Below are 15,870 nucleotides of genomic sequence, written 5' to 3' on the forward strand. Positions count from 1 at the left end.
GAGGAATGAAAATAAAAAGGTGAGAGCAAGACCTTGCGATCTGATGCCCTCACCCTGTCCCTCTCCACAGGAGAGGGTGCAAACACAAAACCGCCTCCGCGGAGACGGTTTAGCTGTTTATACCGCCGTCTGGAAGATAACCCCGTCAGCCTTCTCGGTGTACTGAGAGAGCTGGTCGAAGTTCAGATAGCGATAGGTATCTACCGCCGTCTTATCCACCTGAGCCACAAAGGTCTGGTACTCTTCCGGCGTTGGCAGTTTACCAATCAGTGCCGCAACCGCCGCCAGCTCCGCAGAGGCCAGATAGACGTTTGCACCGGTACCTAAACGGTTCGGGAAGTTACGGGTAGAGGTGGAAACCACCGTCGCACCGTCAGCCACGCGCGCCTGGTTACCCATACACAGGGAACAGCCAGGAATTTCGATACGCGCACCGCTCTTACCGAACACGCTGTAGTAGCCCTCTTCGGTCAGCTGAGCCGCATCCATACGGGTTGGCGGAGCCACCCACAGACGCGTTGGCAGCTGGCCTTTGTGGGTATCCAGCAGCTTACCGGCAGCACGGAAGTGGCCGATGTTGGTCATACAGGATCCAATGAACACTTCGTCGATCTTGTCGCCCTGAACGTCTGAAAGCAGACGCGCATCATCCGGATCGTTTGGTGCACACAGGATTGGCTCTTTGATATCCGCCAGATCGATGTCGATCACTGCCGCGTATTCTGCGTCAGCATCGGCTTCCAGCAGCTGTGGATCCGCCAGCCATTTTTCCATGCCCTGGATACGGCGCTCCAGCGTACGACGGTCGCCGTAGCCTTCTGCAATCATCCACTTCAGCAGCACGATGTTAGAGGTCAGATACTCAATAATCGGTTCTTTGTTCAGCTTGATGGTACAGCCAGCAGCAGAACGCTCCGCGGACGCATCGGTCAGTTCGAATGCCTGCTCGACTTTCAGATCCGGCAGACCTTCAATTTCCAGAATACGGCCAGAGAAGATGTTTTTCTTCCCTTTCTTCTCAACGGTCAGCAGACCCTGTTTGATGGCATACAGAGGGATAGCATGCACGAGGTCACGCAGGGTGATACCCGGCTGCATTTTACCCTTGAAGCGCACCAGAACCGATTCTGGCATATCCAGCGGCATCACGCCGGTTGCAGCAGCAAACGCCACCAGCCCCGAGCCCGCCGGGAAGGAGATACCGATTGGGAAACGGGTATGGGAATCACCACCGGTACCGACGGTATCAGGCAGCAGCATACGGTTCAGCCAGGAGTGAATAACACCGTCACCCGGACGCAGCGACACACCGCCACGGTTCATGATGAAGTCAGGCAGCGTGTGGTGCGTGGTCACGTCAACCGGCTTCGGATACGCGGCAGTGTGACAGAAGCTCTGCATCACCAGGTCAGAAGAGAAGCCCAGGCACGCCAGGTCTTTCAGTTCATCACGGGTCATTGGGCCAGTGGTGTCCTGAGACCCCACGGAGGTCATCTTCGGTTCGCAGTACGCGCCAGGACGGACACCGGCGACGCCGCAGGCGCGGCCCACCATTTTCTGCGCCAGGGAGTAACCACGATTGCTTTCCGCCACATCTTTCGCATGACGGAACACGTCGCTGTGCGGCAGACCCAGCGCTTCACGCGCTTTGGTCGTCAGGCCACGACCGATGATCAGCGGAATACGGCCACCGGCACGCACTTCGTCAATCAGCACGTCGGTTTTCAGCTCAAAACTCGCCAGCAGTTCGTTGGTTTCGTGGTTGCGCACTTCACCTTTGAACGGGTAAACGTCAATCACGTCGCCCATATTCAGGTTAGAGACATCCACTTCGATCGGCAGTGCGCCCGCATCTTCCATGGTGTTGAAGAAGATTGGCGCAATTTTGCCGCCCAGCACCAGGCCGCCGCCACGTTTGTTAGGCACATGAGGAATGTCATCGCCCATGAACCACAGTACGGAGTTGGTCGCGGACTTACGGGACGAACCGGTACCCACTACGTCACCGACGTATGCCAGCGGGAAACCTTTTTCCTGCAGGGCTTCGATCTGTTTGATCGGACCAACGCTGCCCGGCTGATCCGGCTCAATACCTTCACGGGCGTTTTTCAGCATCGCCAGCGCGTGCAGAGGAATATCAGGACGAGACCACGCATCCGGTGCCGGAGAGAGGTCATCGGTGTTAGTTTCACCGGTCACTTTGAAGACGGTAACGGTGATTTTTTCAGCCAGTGCAGGACGGTTCAGGAACCATTCGGCATCGGCCCAGGATTGCATAACCTGTTTCGCGTAGGCGTTGCCGGCTTTGGCTTTTTCTTCCACATCGTAGAAGTTATCGAACATCAGCAGCGTTGAGGAGAGCGCTTTGGCGGCAATCGGAGCCAGCGTGTCGTTATCCAGTGCGTCAATCAGCGGATGAATGTTGTAGCCACCCTGCATGGTACCGAGCAGTTCAATAGCTTTTTCAGGAGTAACCAGTGGGGAGGTTGCTTCGCCTTTGGCGACGGCGGCAAGGAATCCGGCTTTTACGTAGGCAGCTTCATCTACGCCAGGCGGTACACGGTTGATCAACAGATCTAACAGGAATTCTTCTTCGCCCTTAGGCGGGTTCTTCAGCAGCTCGACGAGCGCGGCCATTTGGGTTGCATCTAAAGGTTTGGGTACAATTCCCTCGGCGGCACGTTCTGCTACGTGCTTACGGTATTCTTCTAGCACGACGGTTCTCCTCGCTCTCATTGTCATATGCGGCGGGCGTTCTCTTCACGCTCCTGTGAGACAGCAGTTTGTAGGGTAAATGCCCGATACCGCGTCGGGCAGCATAGCAGGATTTCTGCACAGTGTTAATCCGTTTACAAAAAAGCAACATTAAAAAATTTGCTGAATCGTTAAGCATGGTGTAGCGGGCAGGTGCAACGAATTCTGACTGCAAAAACCGTGAGTGCGACCTTCTGAATATTCCGGCGGCATTTCAGCCATCCGATATAATTGTGTAATAAATACTCACACTCTTTATCCGGACGTACCGGATGATTCCCCACAAAAGTCAAAACAGTAAAAGACGGGTGATTGATACTCACGCCAACCGTAACGCCTCACGGCACAGCGCTTGTCTCGTTGGAGTCATTTTATGAAGTTGCCCTTTAAGCCACAACTGCTTGTCCTTCTGTGCAGTGCCGGGCTGTTTGCCGCCTCAGGCGTCATGTTCGTTAAAAGCCGCGCAACGGAGCCTGTGGCTCCAGCCCCTGTCGCACAACAACCGGCTGCGCCGCCTGCCGCCCCTGCCGCTCAGCCAGCACCGGTCGTCGCGCCAGCCTACACGGCCGCGCAAATTGATCAGTGGGTTGCCCCCATCGCGCTCTACCCGGATGCCCTGCTATCGCAAATTTTGATGGCTTCGACTTACCCGGCCAACGTCATCCAGGCGGCACAGTGGTCAAAAGACAACCCTAAACTGCAGGGCGATGCCGCCATTCAGGCCGTGGCGAATCAACCCTGGGATCCGAGCGTAAAATCACTGGTGGCGTTTCCTCAGCTGATGTCCCTGATGGGCGAAAATCCACCCTGGGTGCAGAGCCTGGGCGACGCGTTTCTCGCGCAGCCAAAAGATGTGATGGATTCCGTGCAACGTCTGCGTTTGCTGGCGCAGCAAACCGGTGCATTGCAATCCACCCCGCAGCAAACGGTCACCACCGAGACAAAACCGGCCCCGGCGAAAACGGCCACCGGCCAGACAACAAGCACCGCCACGACGTCAGCCCCGACGGTCATTAAAATTGAGTCTGCCGACCCGCAGGTGGTTTACGTTCCCACCTACAACCCGAATACCGTGTATGGCACATGGCCGAACACCGCTTATCCGCCCGTCTATTTACCGCCCTCCCCGGGAGAGCAGTTTACGGACAGCCTGGTCAAAGGCTTAGGGTTCAGCCTGGGCGTGGCGACCACCTACGCTATTTTCAGCAACATCGACTGGGATGATGACGATGACTGGGATCACCACCATGATGACGACTGGGATCACCACGGCGGCTATAACCGCAACGGTGATAACAACATCAATATCAACGTTGTAGATTCAATTGGTCAACGCAACAGTTATGTGAAAACATGGGGTTGCGGAGGTTTTTTGAATGAGACGAACATTTACAGCAGAGGAAAAAGCCTCTGTTTTTGAACTATGGAAGAACGGAACAGGCTTCAGTGAAATAGCGAATATCCTGGGTTCAAAACCCGGAACGATCTTCACTATGTTAAGGGATACTGGCGGCATAAAACCCCATGAGCGTAAGCGGGCTGTAGCTCACCTGACACTGTCTGAGCGCGAGGAGATACGAGCTGGTTTGTCAGCCAAAATGAGCATTCGTGCGATAGCTACTGCGCTGAATCGCAGTCCTTCGACGATCTCACGTGAAGTTCAGCGTAATCGGGGCAGACGCTATTACAAAGCTGTTGATGCTAATAACCGAGCCAACAGAATGGCGAAAAGGCCAAAACCGTGCTTACTGGATCAAAATTTACCATTGCGAAAGCTTGTTCTGGAAAAGCTGGAGATGAAATGGTCTCCAGAGCAAATATCAGGATGGTTAAGGCGAACAAAACCACGTCAAAAAACGCTGCGAATATCACCTGAGACAATTTATAAAACGCTGTACTTTCGTAGCCGTGAAGCGCTACACCACCTGAATATACAGCATCTGCGACGGTCGCATAGCCTTCGCCATGGCAGGCGTCATACCCGCAAAGGCGAAAGAGGTACGATTAACATAGTGAACGGAACACCAATTCACGAACGTTCCCGAAATATCGATAACAGACGCTCTCTGGGGCATTGGGAGGGCGATTTAGTCTCAGGTACAAAAAACTCTCATATAGCCACACTTGTAGACCGAAAATCACGTTATACGATCATCCTTAGACTCAGGGGCAAAGATTCTGTCTCAGTAAATCAGGCTCTTACCGACAAATTCCTGAGTTTACCGTCAGAACTCAGAAAATCACTGACATGGGACAGAGGAATGGAACTGGCCAGACATCTAGAATTTACTGTCAGCACCGGCGTTAAAGTTTACTTCTGCGATCCTCAGAGTCCTTGGCAGCGGGGAACAAATGAGAACACAAATGGGCTAATTCGGCAGTACTTTCCTAAAAAGACATGTCTTGCCCAATATACTCAACATGAACTAGATCTGGTTGCTGCTCAGCTAAACAACAGACCGAGAAAGACACTGAAGTTCAAAACACCGAAAGAGATAATTGAAAGGGGTGTTGCATTGACAGATTGAATCTACAGTTGAGAACTTTAATAAAATCAGCGGCCAGCGCCTGACGGACGCCAACCGCACCTGGCAGCATAACCCGGCCTATCGTGAAGGAGTGCCCTATCCCACCAACACGCTCAACAATCGCTTCCACTCAACGAATACGGCAACGGGGCTAAGCGCGACACAGCAAAAACCGGTCAACCGGGACAGCCAACGGCAGGCTGCGCTGAGCCAGATGGAGAAATCGACGGGAAAAACCTTCCCGCAGACCGCGCGTCCGGGCACCAAAGATGCACAGCGTCAGGCGTCAACCGCCCAGCTGAAGCAAATTTCCCAGCGCAACAACTACCGGGGCTACGACACCAAACCGCAAACGGCACAGCAGACAGCCGCTAAGACGCGAGACAGCCGCCCGACCACCACCCAAAGGCAAGAGAAACGGGTTTCGCAGCCTGCGCGGAGTAGCCAGCCGCGCGCCAATGCGCTCAGCGGTAACGACAGTCGTTCCGCCAACTGGCAAGCCCAGCAGCAGCGAGGCGCCCAGAGCAGGCAACAGGCTGCCCGCCATCAGCAACCGCGCCAGACGTCTACCGGGCGTGCTGAACACCGTGAATTCCGTCACCGTTAAGGAAGCCGACATGAAAAGCAAATTACTCAGTGGGATCGCGTTATTCATGCTGTCGGCCGCCGCAATGGCGCAGCAATCTTTCAGCACGCCAGACCAGGCAACCGATGCGCTGGCCAGCGCCATCAGTGAGCAAAATGAAAGCGCGATGAACACCCTGCTCGGTGAGAACTGGCGTGATTTCCTGCCGCCGGAAGGGGTGGATCCTGATGCCGTGGATCGCTTCCTGCGCGACTGGAAAGTGCGGCACAATACGGTCGTTGACGGGAATAAGGCACATCTTGTGGTCGGTGACAGCGACTGGCAGCTACCGATTCCGGTGATCAAAACCGCCTCTGGCTGGCAATTTGATATCAAAGAAGGGGCTGAAGAGATCCTGACCCGCGAGATTGGCCGCAACGAGCTCGCCGCCATCGAGGCGCTGCACGCGTATGTGGATGCACAGCAAAGCTATTTTGCGCTGAACCAGAAATATGCACAGAAGATTGTCAGCTCAGCCGGCAAAAAAGACGGCTTATACTGGCCGGCGTCGCCCGGCGAAGCCCCCAGCCCACTAGGTCCGGCCTTCAGCCCGAAAGAACCCGGCACTGGCTATCACGGCTACCGCTTTCGCATCCTGCCGGATAAAAACGGTTTTGCCATGGTGGCCTGGCCAGTCAGCTACGGCCAGACGGGCGTGATGAGCTTTGTAATAAACCAGACCGACAAGGTGTACCAGTCGGACCTCGGCAGCGAGTCAGAGAAGAAAGCGCAGGCGTTACCTGCTTATCACCTGGATCACACCTGGCAACCGGTCGCCCCATAACGCAGGCAAAAAAAACGCCTCCGGAGGAGGCGTTTCGCAATCATGAAGAAACTTATTTCTTCTTCGCTTTCGCGTTAGGCAGGTCGGTGATGCTACCTTCGAACACTTCTGCCGCCAGGCCAACAGACTCGTGCAGAGTCGGGTGAGCGTGGATGGTCAGCGCGATGTCTTCAGCGTCACAACCCATTTCGATAGCCAGACCGATTTCACCCAGCAGCTCGCCGCCGTTGGTACCGACAATCGCACCACCGATCACACGGTGAGTCTCTTTGTCGAAGATCAGTTTGGTCATACCATCTGCGCAGTCGGAAGCGATAGCACGGCCAGAAGCAGCCCACGGGAAGGTGGCGGTTTCGTAGCTGATGCCTTTCTCTTTCGCTTCTTTCTCAGTCAGACCCACCCATGCCACTTCTGGCTCGGTGTAAGCGATAGATGGGATCACTTTCGGATCGAAGTAGTGTTTCATGCCGGCGATAACTTCAGCGGCAACGTGACCTTCGTGAACACCTTTGTGCGCCAGCATTGGCTGACCGACGATATCGCCGATAGCAAAGATGTGCGGCACGTTGGTGCGCAACTGTTTATCAACGCGGATGAAGCCACGGTCGTCCACTTCCACGCCTGCTTTGCCCGCGTCGAGGTTTTTACCGTTCGGCACACGGCCGATAGCCACCAGCACGGCGTCGTAACGCTGTGGTTCGGCAGGGGCTTTTTTGCCTTCCATGGAAACGTAAATACCGTCTTCTTTCGCTTCAACGGCAGTCACTTTGGTTTCCAGCATCAGGTTGAATTTCTTGCTGATACGTTTGGTGAAGACTTTAACGATGTCTTTATCGGCAGCCGGGATAACCTGGTCGAACATTTCAACCACGTCGATCTCTGAACCCAGCGCATGGTACACGGTACCCATTTCCAGACCGATGATACCGCCACCCATAACCAGCATACGCTTAGGTACGGATTTCAGCTCCAGCGCATCGGTGGAATCCCACACGCGTGGATCTTCATGTGGAATGAATGGCAGCTGAATTGGACGGGAACCCGCAGCGATGATCGCGTTGTCGAAGTTAATAACGGTTTTGCCGTTTTCGCCTTCCACTTCCAGGGTGTTCGCGCCGGTGAATTTACCCAGACCGTTGACCACTTTCACTTTACGGCCTTTGGCCATACCTGCCAGACCACCGGTCAGCTGAGTGATAACTTTCTCTTTCCAGGTACGAATTTTGTCGATATCGGTTTTCGGCTCGCCGAAGACGATACCGTGTTCAGCCAGTGCTTTGGCTTCTTCGATAACTTTCGCAACGTGCAGCAGAGCTTTAGAAGGGATACAGCCTACGTTCAGGCAAACACCACCGAGGGTGTTGTAGCGTTCTACGATTACGGTTTCCAGACCTAAATCAGCGCAACGGAAGGCAGCAGAGTAACCCGCCGGGCCTGCCCCAAGTACCACGACCTGAGTTTTGATTTCAGTACTCATCATGACCTCTTATTGATTTCCGGCGGTCCAGGTACTTGTCGCCCTTCATCCACCGGGACGTTCTATCCGCCCGCAGTTTACAAAATTGTTAACAATTTTGAAACAACAAACGGCTCACGAATTGTCGCTTTTCGCCAATAACCTCACAGACCACATGAGATTAACAGAAAAAAGCCGGCCGACTGGCCGGCTTTTCGATTACATCACCAGGCGGCGAATGTCGCTTAGGGTGTTGTTGATGATGGTGATGAAACGCGCACCATCAGCACCGTCGATCACGCGGTGGTCGAAGGACAGAGAGATTGGCATCATCAGACGCGGCACGAACTCTTTGCCATTCCATACCGGTTCCATCGCGGACTTGGACACACCAAGGATAGCCACTTCCGGCGCGTTAACAATCGGTGCGAAGTGGGTAGTACCCAGGCCGCCGATGCTGGAGATAGTGAAGCAGCCGCCCTGCATTTCGCCGGCAGTCAGCTTACCATCACGCGCTTTTTTGGAGATGGTGGTCAGTTCACGGGACAGCTCAGTGATGCTCTTCTTGTTCACGTCTTTAAAGACCGGAACAACCAGACCATTTGGAGTATCAACCGCAACACCGATGTTGATGTATTTCTTCAGCGTCAGCTTCTGGCCATCTTCGGACAGGGAGCTGTTGAAGCGTGGCATCTGCTCAAGCGCCGCAGCAACGGCTTTCATGATGAAGACGACTGGGGTGAATTTCACGTCCAGTTTACGCTTCTCAGCTTCGGCATTCTGCTGTTTACGGAACGCTTCCAGATCGGTGATATCCGTTTTGTCGAAGTGCGTAACGTGCGGGATCATCACCCAGTTACGGCTCAGGTTGGCACCAGAGATTTTCTGGATACGACCCAGTTCCACTTCTTCGATTTCACCGAACTTGCTGAAGTCCACTTTCGGCCATGGCAGCATGCCCGGGATACCGCCGCCAGCGGCAGCAGCAGGGGCAGCTTCAGCGCGTTTCACCGCGTCTTTCACATAGGCCTGAACGTCTTCGCGCAGGATACGACCTTTACGGCCAGTCCCTTTCACTTTCGCCAGGTTTACACCGAATTCGCGCGCCAGGCGACGAATCAGTGGCGTAGCGTGAACGTAAGCGTCGTTCTCAGCGAACTCAGATTTACCTTCTGCTTTTGCAGCAGGGGCAGCAGCAGGTTTAGCCGTCTGAGCCGGTGCAGCGGCAGGTGCTGGTGCAGCAGCGGCTGCCGGAGCAGCTGGCGCAGCGCCTTCCACTTCGAAGACCATGATCAGAGAGCCCGTAGACACTTTGTCGCCGGTGCTGATTTTGATCTCTTTAACGGTACCCGCGAATGGCGCGGGTACTTCCATAGACGCTTTGTCGCCTTCTACGGTGATCAGTGACTGTTCAGCAGCAACTTTGTCGCCCACTTTCACCATCACTTCGGTGACTTCAACTTCGTCACCACCGATGTCAGGTACGTTGACATCTTTCGCACCGCCAGCAGCAGGTGCAGCGGCCGGCGCTGGCGCAGCAGCCTGAGCAGGCGCGGCAGCAGGTGCAGCACCTGCCACTTCGAAGATCATGATCAGAGAGCCGGTAGAAACTTTGTCACCGGTGTTGATCTTGATCTCTTTAACCGTACCCGCGAATGGCGCCGGCACTTCCATAGAGGCTTTGTCGCCTTCTACGGTGATCAGGGACTGCTCAGCCGTAACGCTATCGCCCACTTTCACCAGGATTTCAGTGACTTCTACTTCGTCACCGCCGATGTCAGGCACGTTGACTTCTTTTGCCGCAGCAGCTGCTGGTGCAGCCGCCGCAGGAGCAGCTTCTTTCTTCTCTTCCTGCGCAGGTGCAGCTGCTGCTGCACCGTCGGCGGAATCGAAAATCATGATCAGTTTGCCAGTCTCGGTTTTATCGCCAACAGAGACTTTGATCTCTTTAACGATGCCAGCCTGAGGAGACGGAACTTCCATAGAGGCTTTATCGCCTTCTACAGTGATCAGCGACTGTTCAGCTTCAACTTTGTCGCCCACTTTGACCAGGATCTCGGTGATTTCAACTTCATCAGCCCCGATGTCCGGTACTTTGATTTCGATAGCCATTCTTCTTTTACCTCTTACGCCAGACGCGGGTTAACTTTATCTGCATCGATGTTGAATTTGGTGATTGCGTCCGCAACCACTTTCTTATCGATTTCGCCACGTTTAGCCAGTTCGCCCAGTGCTGCTACAACCACGTAAGATGCATCCACTTCGAAGTGGTGACGCAGGTTTTCGCGGCTGTCAGAACGACCGAAGCCGTCAGTACCCAGTACGCGGTAATCATCAGCCGGTACGTAAGTACGAACCTGCTCAGCGAACAGTTTCATATAGTCAGTAGACGCAACCGCAGGCGCGTCGTTCATCACCTGAGCGATGTATGGAACGCGTGGCGTTTCCATTGGGTGCAGCATGTTCCAGCGCTCACAATCCTGGCCATCACGCGCCAGTTCAGTGAAGGACGTTACGCTGTACACGTCAGAGCCAACGCCGTAGTCGTTCGCCAGGATCTGTGCCGCTTCACGTACGTGACGCAGGATAGAACCGGAGCCCAGCAGCTGAACTTTACCTTTGCTACCTGCAACGGTTTCGAGTTTGTAGATACCTTTACGGATACCTTCCTCGGCACCTGCTGGCATGGCCGGCATGTGGTAGTTTTCGTTCAGCGTGGTGATGTAGTAGTAAATGTTCTCTTGCGCTTCACCGTACATGCGCTGCAGACCGTCATGCATGATGACTGCCACTTCGTACGCGTAAGACGGGTCGTAAGAGATACAGTTAGGGATAGTCAGAGACTGAATATGGCTGTGACCATCTTCGTGCTGCAGACCTTCACCGTTCAGGGTCGTACGACCAGAAGTACCACCGATCAGGAAGCCGCGAGCCTGCTGGTCGCCTGCCTGCCAGCACAGGTCACCGATACGCTGGAACCCGAACATGGAGTAGTAAATGTAGAACGGGATCATCGGCAGGTTGTTGGTGCTGTAAGAGGTCGCAGCAGCCAGCCAGGATGCGCCTGCGCCCAGCTCGTTGATACCTTCCTGCAGGATCTGACCTTTCTCGTCTTCTTTGTAGTAAGCAACCTGCTCACGGTCCTGCGGGGTGTACTGCTGGCCGTTCGGGCTGTAAATACCGATCTGACGGAACAGACCTTCCATACCGAAAGTACGCGCTTCGTCGGCAATGATTGGAACCAGACGATCTTTGATCGACTTGTTCTTCAGCATCACGTTCAGGGCACGAACGAAAGCGATAGTGGTAGAGATCTCTTTGTTCTGCTCTTCCAGCAGCTGAGAGAAATCTTCCAGCGCTGGCAGTTCCAGCTTCTCGGTGAAGTTAGGCTGACGAGCTGGCAGGTAGCCTTTCAGCGCCTGACGACGTTCGTGCAGGTACTTATGCTCTTCAGAACCTTCAGGGAAGGTGATGTAAGACAGGTTTTCTACCTGCTCATCGGTCACTGGAACGTTGAAACGGTCGCGGATATAACGCACGCCGTCCATGTTCATTTTCTTAACCTGGTGAGCGATGTTTTTACCTTCTGCGGTATCACCCATGCCGTAACCTTTGATGGTATGAGCCAGGATTACAGTCGCTTTACCTTTGGTTTCACGCGCTTTTTTCAGTGCAGCGTAAATTTTCTTCGGATCGTGGCCGCCACGGTTCAGAGCCCAGATCTGTTCGTCAGTCCAGTCTGCAACCAGTGCTGCGGTTTCAGGATATTTACCGAAGAAGTGCTCACGAACGTAGGCACCGTCTTTGGATTTGAAGGTCTGGTAGTCACCGTCAACGGTTTCGTTCATCAGCTGGATCAGTTTACCGCTGGTGTCTTTACGCAGCAGTTCGTCCCAACGGGAACCCCACATCACTTTGATCACGTTCCAGCCAGCACCGGCGAAGATGCCTTCCAGTTCGTTGATGATCTTGCCGTTACCGGTTACCGGACCATCCAGACGCTGCAGGTTACAGTTGATGATGAAGCACAGGTTGTCCAGTTTCTCACGGGTCGCAATGGTGATTGCGCCTTTCGATTCTGGCTCATCCATCTCGCCATCGCCCAGGAAGGCGTAGACGGTCTGTTCAGAGGTGTCTTTCAGACCACGGTGTTCCAGATATTTCAGGAATTTAGCCTGATAGATAGCACCGATTGGGCCCAGACCCATGGATACTGTCGGGAACTGCCAGAATTCTGGCATCAGTTTAGGGTGTGGGTAAGAAGACAGACCTTTACCGTGAACTTCCTGACGGAAGTTGTTCATCTGCTCTTCAGTCAGACGACCTTCCAGGAATGCACGTGCATAGATGCCCGGAGAGATGTGGCCCTGGAAGTACACCAGATCGCCGCCATCTTTCTCGTTAGCTGCACGGAAGAAGTGGTTGAAACACACTTCGTAAACGGTCGCAGAAGACTGGAAGGACGCCATGTGGCCACCCAGCTCCAGGTCTTTCTTGGACGCGCGCAGAACGGTCATGATGGCGTTCCAGCGGATTGCAGAACGGATACGGCGTTCCAGATCCAGATTGCCCGGGTATTCCGGTTCGTCTTCAACGGCAATCGTGTTTACGTAGTTGCTAGCCCCTGCACCTGAAGCAACCTTCACACCGCCTTTGCGGGCTTCAGAAAGCAGCTGATCAATCAGATACTGAGCACGCTCAACACCTTCTTCACGGATGACCGATTCGATCGCCTGTAGCCAGTCGCGAGTTTCGATCGGATCCACGTCATTTTGGAGACGTTCTGACATGGGGGTATTCCTTATCTATCTAATACGTTGATTTGTCTGGAACCTGTCCCATTGTGCTCTTGGGCAAGAACACAATAAGACAGGTTCTGCGTTTAGTTGCCGCGCTCTAAAAAACCCTGGCGCTTAATCCTTTCGTTGCTGTATGCGGCGTAATGAACGTTCGCGACGCGATTGTTCACGGCTGCGGTCCAGCAAGATTTCCTCAATGAAAGCCAGATGTCGGTGCGACGCTTCGCGCGCCTGCTCCGGTTCCCCGGCCATTATCGCCTCGAATACTCGGGTGCGATGGTTGCTTACCAATGGGAGCATGTCCCGACGGGCATACAACAATTCAAAATTCTGACGAACGTTCTGGGCCAGCATCGGCTCCATGCAGCGTAGCAGATGGAGGAGCACAACATTGTGTGCAGCTTCGGTGACGGCGATTTGATACTGGACAACGGCATTGGACTCGGCGTCTAAATCGCCGGATTGCTGTGCCCGTTCAATGGCCTGATGAAGTTCGCGGATACGCACGCGATCTTCATCAGTGCTACGAAGTGCGGCGTAATAGGCCGCGATACCTTCTAGCGCGTGACGGGTCTCAAGCAGATCAAACTGGGATTCTGGGTGGTCAGAGAGAAGTTCTACCAGCGGATCGCTGAAGCTCTGCCACAGGCTGTTTTGCACAAAGGTTCCGCCGCCCTGGCGACGAAGCAGCAAGCCCTTTGCTTCGAGACGTTGAATCGCCTCACGCAGAGAGGGACGTGAAACGTCGAACTGTTTTGCCAGCTCGCGTTCTGGCGGAAGTTTCTCACCCGGGCGCAGTGTCCCTTCGAGGATTAAAAACTCCAGCTGCTGCTCAATCACATCAGATAGTTTTGGTTGGCGAATTTTGCTGTAGGCCATATTCCCTGTCTTACGCCTTTTTGCCCGGAGTCAATTGGTCTTACCAATTTCAAGTTCGTATCGCTAAAGTAACAAAGTATTCACCTTCTGTCCATATTGGTTTTGATTGAAATCAGTAAACCCTGCACATTTTAACAACCTTACAGAAATAACGTTTCAGAAATGTAACTTCGCACAAATGAGTTAGTTACTCCCTTAGTGGGAGTTTTAACCTTAATGAAACGAGGGTTTTTGCAATCTGAAGCGATTCAACAACGCAAAATATGAAATTTTGCCCACTTACGGAGCATTTCTATTCTATAGGTTGGGGTATGAAGGGTTAGCGGGGTGATTTACAAATGCTTTCTTTTTATTCAACTCGTCATCGCCCCGTCATAAAGCAGGTGCATTCGCTGGCGCTTACCACTATTCTGGCGCTTACGGAAGACATCTCCGCTTTTTTCGGTCTCATTGACTGTAAAGAAATAAATACAGAAAACGGATATTCATAATTACACACGCGTCGCGTGAACATAACAACCACACACGAGGTTTCAAATGGAAGCTCAACAGCACGGCGATCAGCTAAAGCGCGGTCTGAAGAACCGCCATATACAGCTAATCGCACTGGGCGGTGCTATTGGCACTGGACTGTTTCTGGGAAGTGCATCCGTTATCCAGTCTGCCGGTCCCGGCATTATTTTGGGTTACGCCATTGCCGGTTTTATCGCTTTTCTGATTATGCGCCAGTTAGGTGAAATGGTCGTTGAAGAGCCGGTTGCGGGCTCTTTCAGCCACTTTGCCTATAAGTACTGGGGGAGTTTCGCCGGTTTCGCGTCAGGCTGGAACTACTGGGTGTTGTACGTTCTGGTTGCCATGGCTGAACTGACCGCCGTCGGGAAATACATTCAGTTCTGGTACCCCGAGATCCCCACCTGGGCTTCTGCTGCGGCCTTCTTCGTCATCATTAACGCCATCAACCTCACCAACGTTAAAGTCTTCGGTGAGATGGAGTTCTGGTTTGCCATCATCAAAGTGGTTGCCGTCGTGGCGATGATCATCTTTGGCGGCTGGCTGCTGTTTAGCGGCAACGGTGGCCCGCAGGCCACGGTACGCAACCTCTGGGAACAGGGCGGCTTCCTGCCTCACGGCATGACGGGCCTCGTGATGATGATGGCAATCATTATGTTCTCCTTCGGTGGTCTGGAGCTGGTCGGCATCACCGCAGCTGAAGCTGACAACCCGGAACAGAGCATCCCGAAAGCGACCAACCAGGTTATCTACCGTATTCTGATTTTCTATGTGGGCTCACTGGCCGTTCTGCTCTCTCTGCTGCCGTGGACGCGCGTTACTGCAGACACCAGCCCGTTTGTCCTGATTTTCCACGAGCTGGGCGATACCGTCGTGGCGAATGCGCTCAACATCGTGGTGCTGACAGCGGCGCTGTCGGTCTATAACAGCTGCGTATACTGCAACAGCCGTATGCTGTTCGGCCTGGCCCAGCAGGGTAACGCGCCGAAGATGCTGCTCAACGTCGACAAGCGTGGCGTTCCGGTGAACACCATCATCGTTTCGGCGATCGTAACGGCGCTGTGTGTCCTGATTAACTATCTGGCACCGGAATCGGCGTTTGGCCTGCTGATGGCGCTGGTGGTCTCTGCCCTGGTTATCAACTGGGCGATGATCAGCCTGGCACACATCAAGTTCCGCCGTGCCAAGCATCAGCAGGGCGTGAAGACTCGCTTCCCTGCCCTGCTCTATCCGCTGGGCAACTGGATCTGCCTGCTGTTTATGGCGGGAGTGCTGGTCATCATGCTGCTGACCCCGGGTATGGCAATCTCGGTGTACCTGATCCCAGTCTGGGTTGCCGTTCTTGGTATCGGCTATCTGTTTAGCCAGAAAAGCCGCAACGCCCTGAAAGCTCACTAAGTCTCCCCCGCGGTATCTGCGTTTTGCAGGTACCGCGTGTTGTTACCTCCCTCACAGTTTCACGCCAACAGCGCATTTATCCATATCACCGCCCTGATACTGCAACGCATATATTCGTTTGCCAGCAAATAATTCTC

8 protein-coding genes and 3 pseudogenes are annotated in these 15,870 nt (G+C 53.9%); 6 read left to right on the forward strand and 5 right to left on the reverse strand.

Features of this window, described 5'->3' with window-relative positions; all coding sequences use genetic code 11:
• Nucleotides 1–117: 117 nt before the first annotated feature.
• Nucleotides 118–2,715: a bifunctional aconitate hydratase 2/2-methylisocitrate dehydratase gene (gene acnB, locus HV157_RS10335; protein WP_020882592.1), complete on the reverse strand. Its 2,598-nt coding sequence runs from the start codon at nt 2,713–2,715 to the stop codon at nt 118–120.
• A 412-nt stretch (nt 2,716–3,127) separates the two neighbouring features.
• On the opposite strand from acnB, the pseudogene HV157_RS10340 reads away from it, so the two are divergent.
• From HV157_RS10340 to HV157_RS10355, 5 genes and pseudogenes are all read left to right on the forward strand, one after another.
• A pseudogene (locus tag HV157_RS10340) lies at nt 3,128–4,069 on the forward strand (DUF3300 domain-containing protein); the annotation flags it as partial.
• Nucleotides 4,054–4,134, forward strand: a pseudogene (locus tag HV157_RS26255) (hypothetical protein); the annotation flags it as partial. The pseudogenes HV157_RS10340 and HV157_RS26255, both read left to right, overlap by 16 nt.
• Nucleotides 4,131–5,282, forward strand: a complete 1,152-nt coding sequence (locus HV157_RS10345) for an IS30-like element IS30 family transposase (protein ID WP_001254932.1) — start codon at nt 4,131–4,133, stop codon at nt 5,280–5,282. The pseudogene HV157_RS26255 and the gene HV157_RS10345, both read left to right, overlap by 4 nt.
• Before the next feature lie 7 nt (nt 5,283–5,289).
• Nucleotides 5,290–5,889: pseudogene (locus HV157_RS10350) on the forward strand (DUF3300 domain-containing protein); the annotation flags it as partial.
• A gap of 10 nt (nt 5,890–5,899) precedes the next feature.
• Nucleotides 5,900–6,691, forward strand: a complete 792-nt coding sequence (locus HV157_RS10355; protein ID WP_020882590.1) for a DUF2950 family protein — start codon at nt 5,900–5,902, stop codon at nt 6,689–6,691.
• A gap of 52 nt (nt 6,692–6,743) precedes the next feature.
• Here HV157_RS10355 and lpdA read toward each other — a convergent pair whose 3' ends face one another.
• From lpdA to pdhR, 4 genes are all read right to left on the reverse strand, one after another.
• Nucleotides 6,744–8,168: a dihydrolipoyl dehydrogenase gene (lpdA, locus tag HV157_RS10360; protein ID WP_020882589.1), complete on the reverse strand. Its 1,425-nt coding sequence runs from the start codon at nt 8,166–8,168 to the stop codon at nt 6,744–6,746.
• Between the two features lie 198 nt (nt 8,169–8,366).
• A complete protein-coding gene (gene aceF, locus HV157_RS10365) occupies nt 8,367–10,259 on the reverse strand; it encodes a pyruvate dehydrogenase complex dihydrolipoyllysine-residue acetyltransferase (RefSeq protein WP_182268208.1) in 1,893 nt (630 codons plus the stop codon).
• Between the two features lie 14 nt (nt 10,260–10,273).
• Complete coding sequence (gene aceE, locus HV157_RS10370) at nt 10,274–12,937, reverse strand: pyruvate dehydrogenase (acetyl-transferring), homodimeric type (protein WP_014168653.1); 2,664 nt, start codon at nt 12,935–12,937, stop codon at nt 10,274–10,276.
• A 123-nt stretch (nt 12,938–13,060) separates the two neighbouring features.
• Nucleotides 13,061–13,825 (reverse strand): pyruvate dehydrogenase complex transcriptional repressor PdhR, encoded by a 765-nt coding sequence (gene pdhR / locus HV157_RS10375; protein ID WP_013095596.1) that lies wholly within the window; start codon nt 13,823–13,825, stop codon nt 13,061–13,063.
• A 537-nt stretch (nt 13,826–14,362) separates the two neighbouring features.
• Here pdhR and aroP point away from each other — a divergent pair.
• Nucleotides 14,363–15,733 carry an aromatic amino acid transporter AroP gene (gene aroP / locus HV157_RS10380; protein WP_014168651.1) on the forward strand — a complete coding sequence of 457 codons (1,371 nt, stop codon included), beginning with the start codon at nt 14,363–14,365 and terminating at the stop codon, nt 15,731–15,733.
• The last annotated feature ends 137 nt before the right edge of the window (nt 15,734–15,870 follow it).

It is taken from the genome of Enterobacter sp. RHBSTW-00318 (assembly GCF_014101375.1).
In the GTDB taxonomy this organism is placed as follows: Bacteria; Pseudomonadota; Gammaproteobacteria; order Enterobacterales; family Enterobacteriaceae; genus Enterobacter; species Enterobacter ludwigii.

Coding starts and splice junctions, on each gene's coding strand:
- HV157_RS10355 (WP_020882590.1), top strand. CDS start 5,900: ATGAAAAGCAAATTACTCAGTGGGATCGCGTTATTCATGCTGTCGGCC.
- aceF (WP_182268208.1), bottom strand. CDS start 10,259: ATGGCTATCGAAATCAAAGTACCGGACATCGGGGCTGATGAAGTTGAA.
- aceE (WP_014168653.1), bottom strand. CDS start 12,937: ATGTCAGAACGTCTCCAAAATGACGTGGATCCGATCGAAACTCGCGAC.
- lpdA (WP_020882589.1), bottom strand. CDS start 8,168: ATGAGTACTGAAATCAAAACTCAGGTCGTGGTACTTGGGGCAGGCCCG.
- HV157_RS10345 (WP_001254932.1), top strand. CDS start 4,131: ATGAGACGAACATTTACAGCAGAGGAAAAAGCCTCTGTTTTTGAACTA.
- aroP (WP_014168651.1), top strand. CDS start 14,363: ATGGAAGCTCAACAGCACGGCGATCAGCTAAAGCGCGGTCTGAAGAAC.
- pdhR (WP_013095596.1), bottom strand. CDS start 13,825: ATGGCCTACAGCAAAATTCGCCAACCAAAACTATCTGATGTGATTGAG.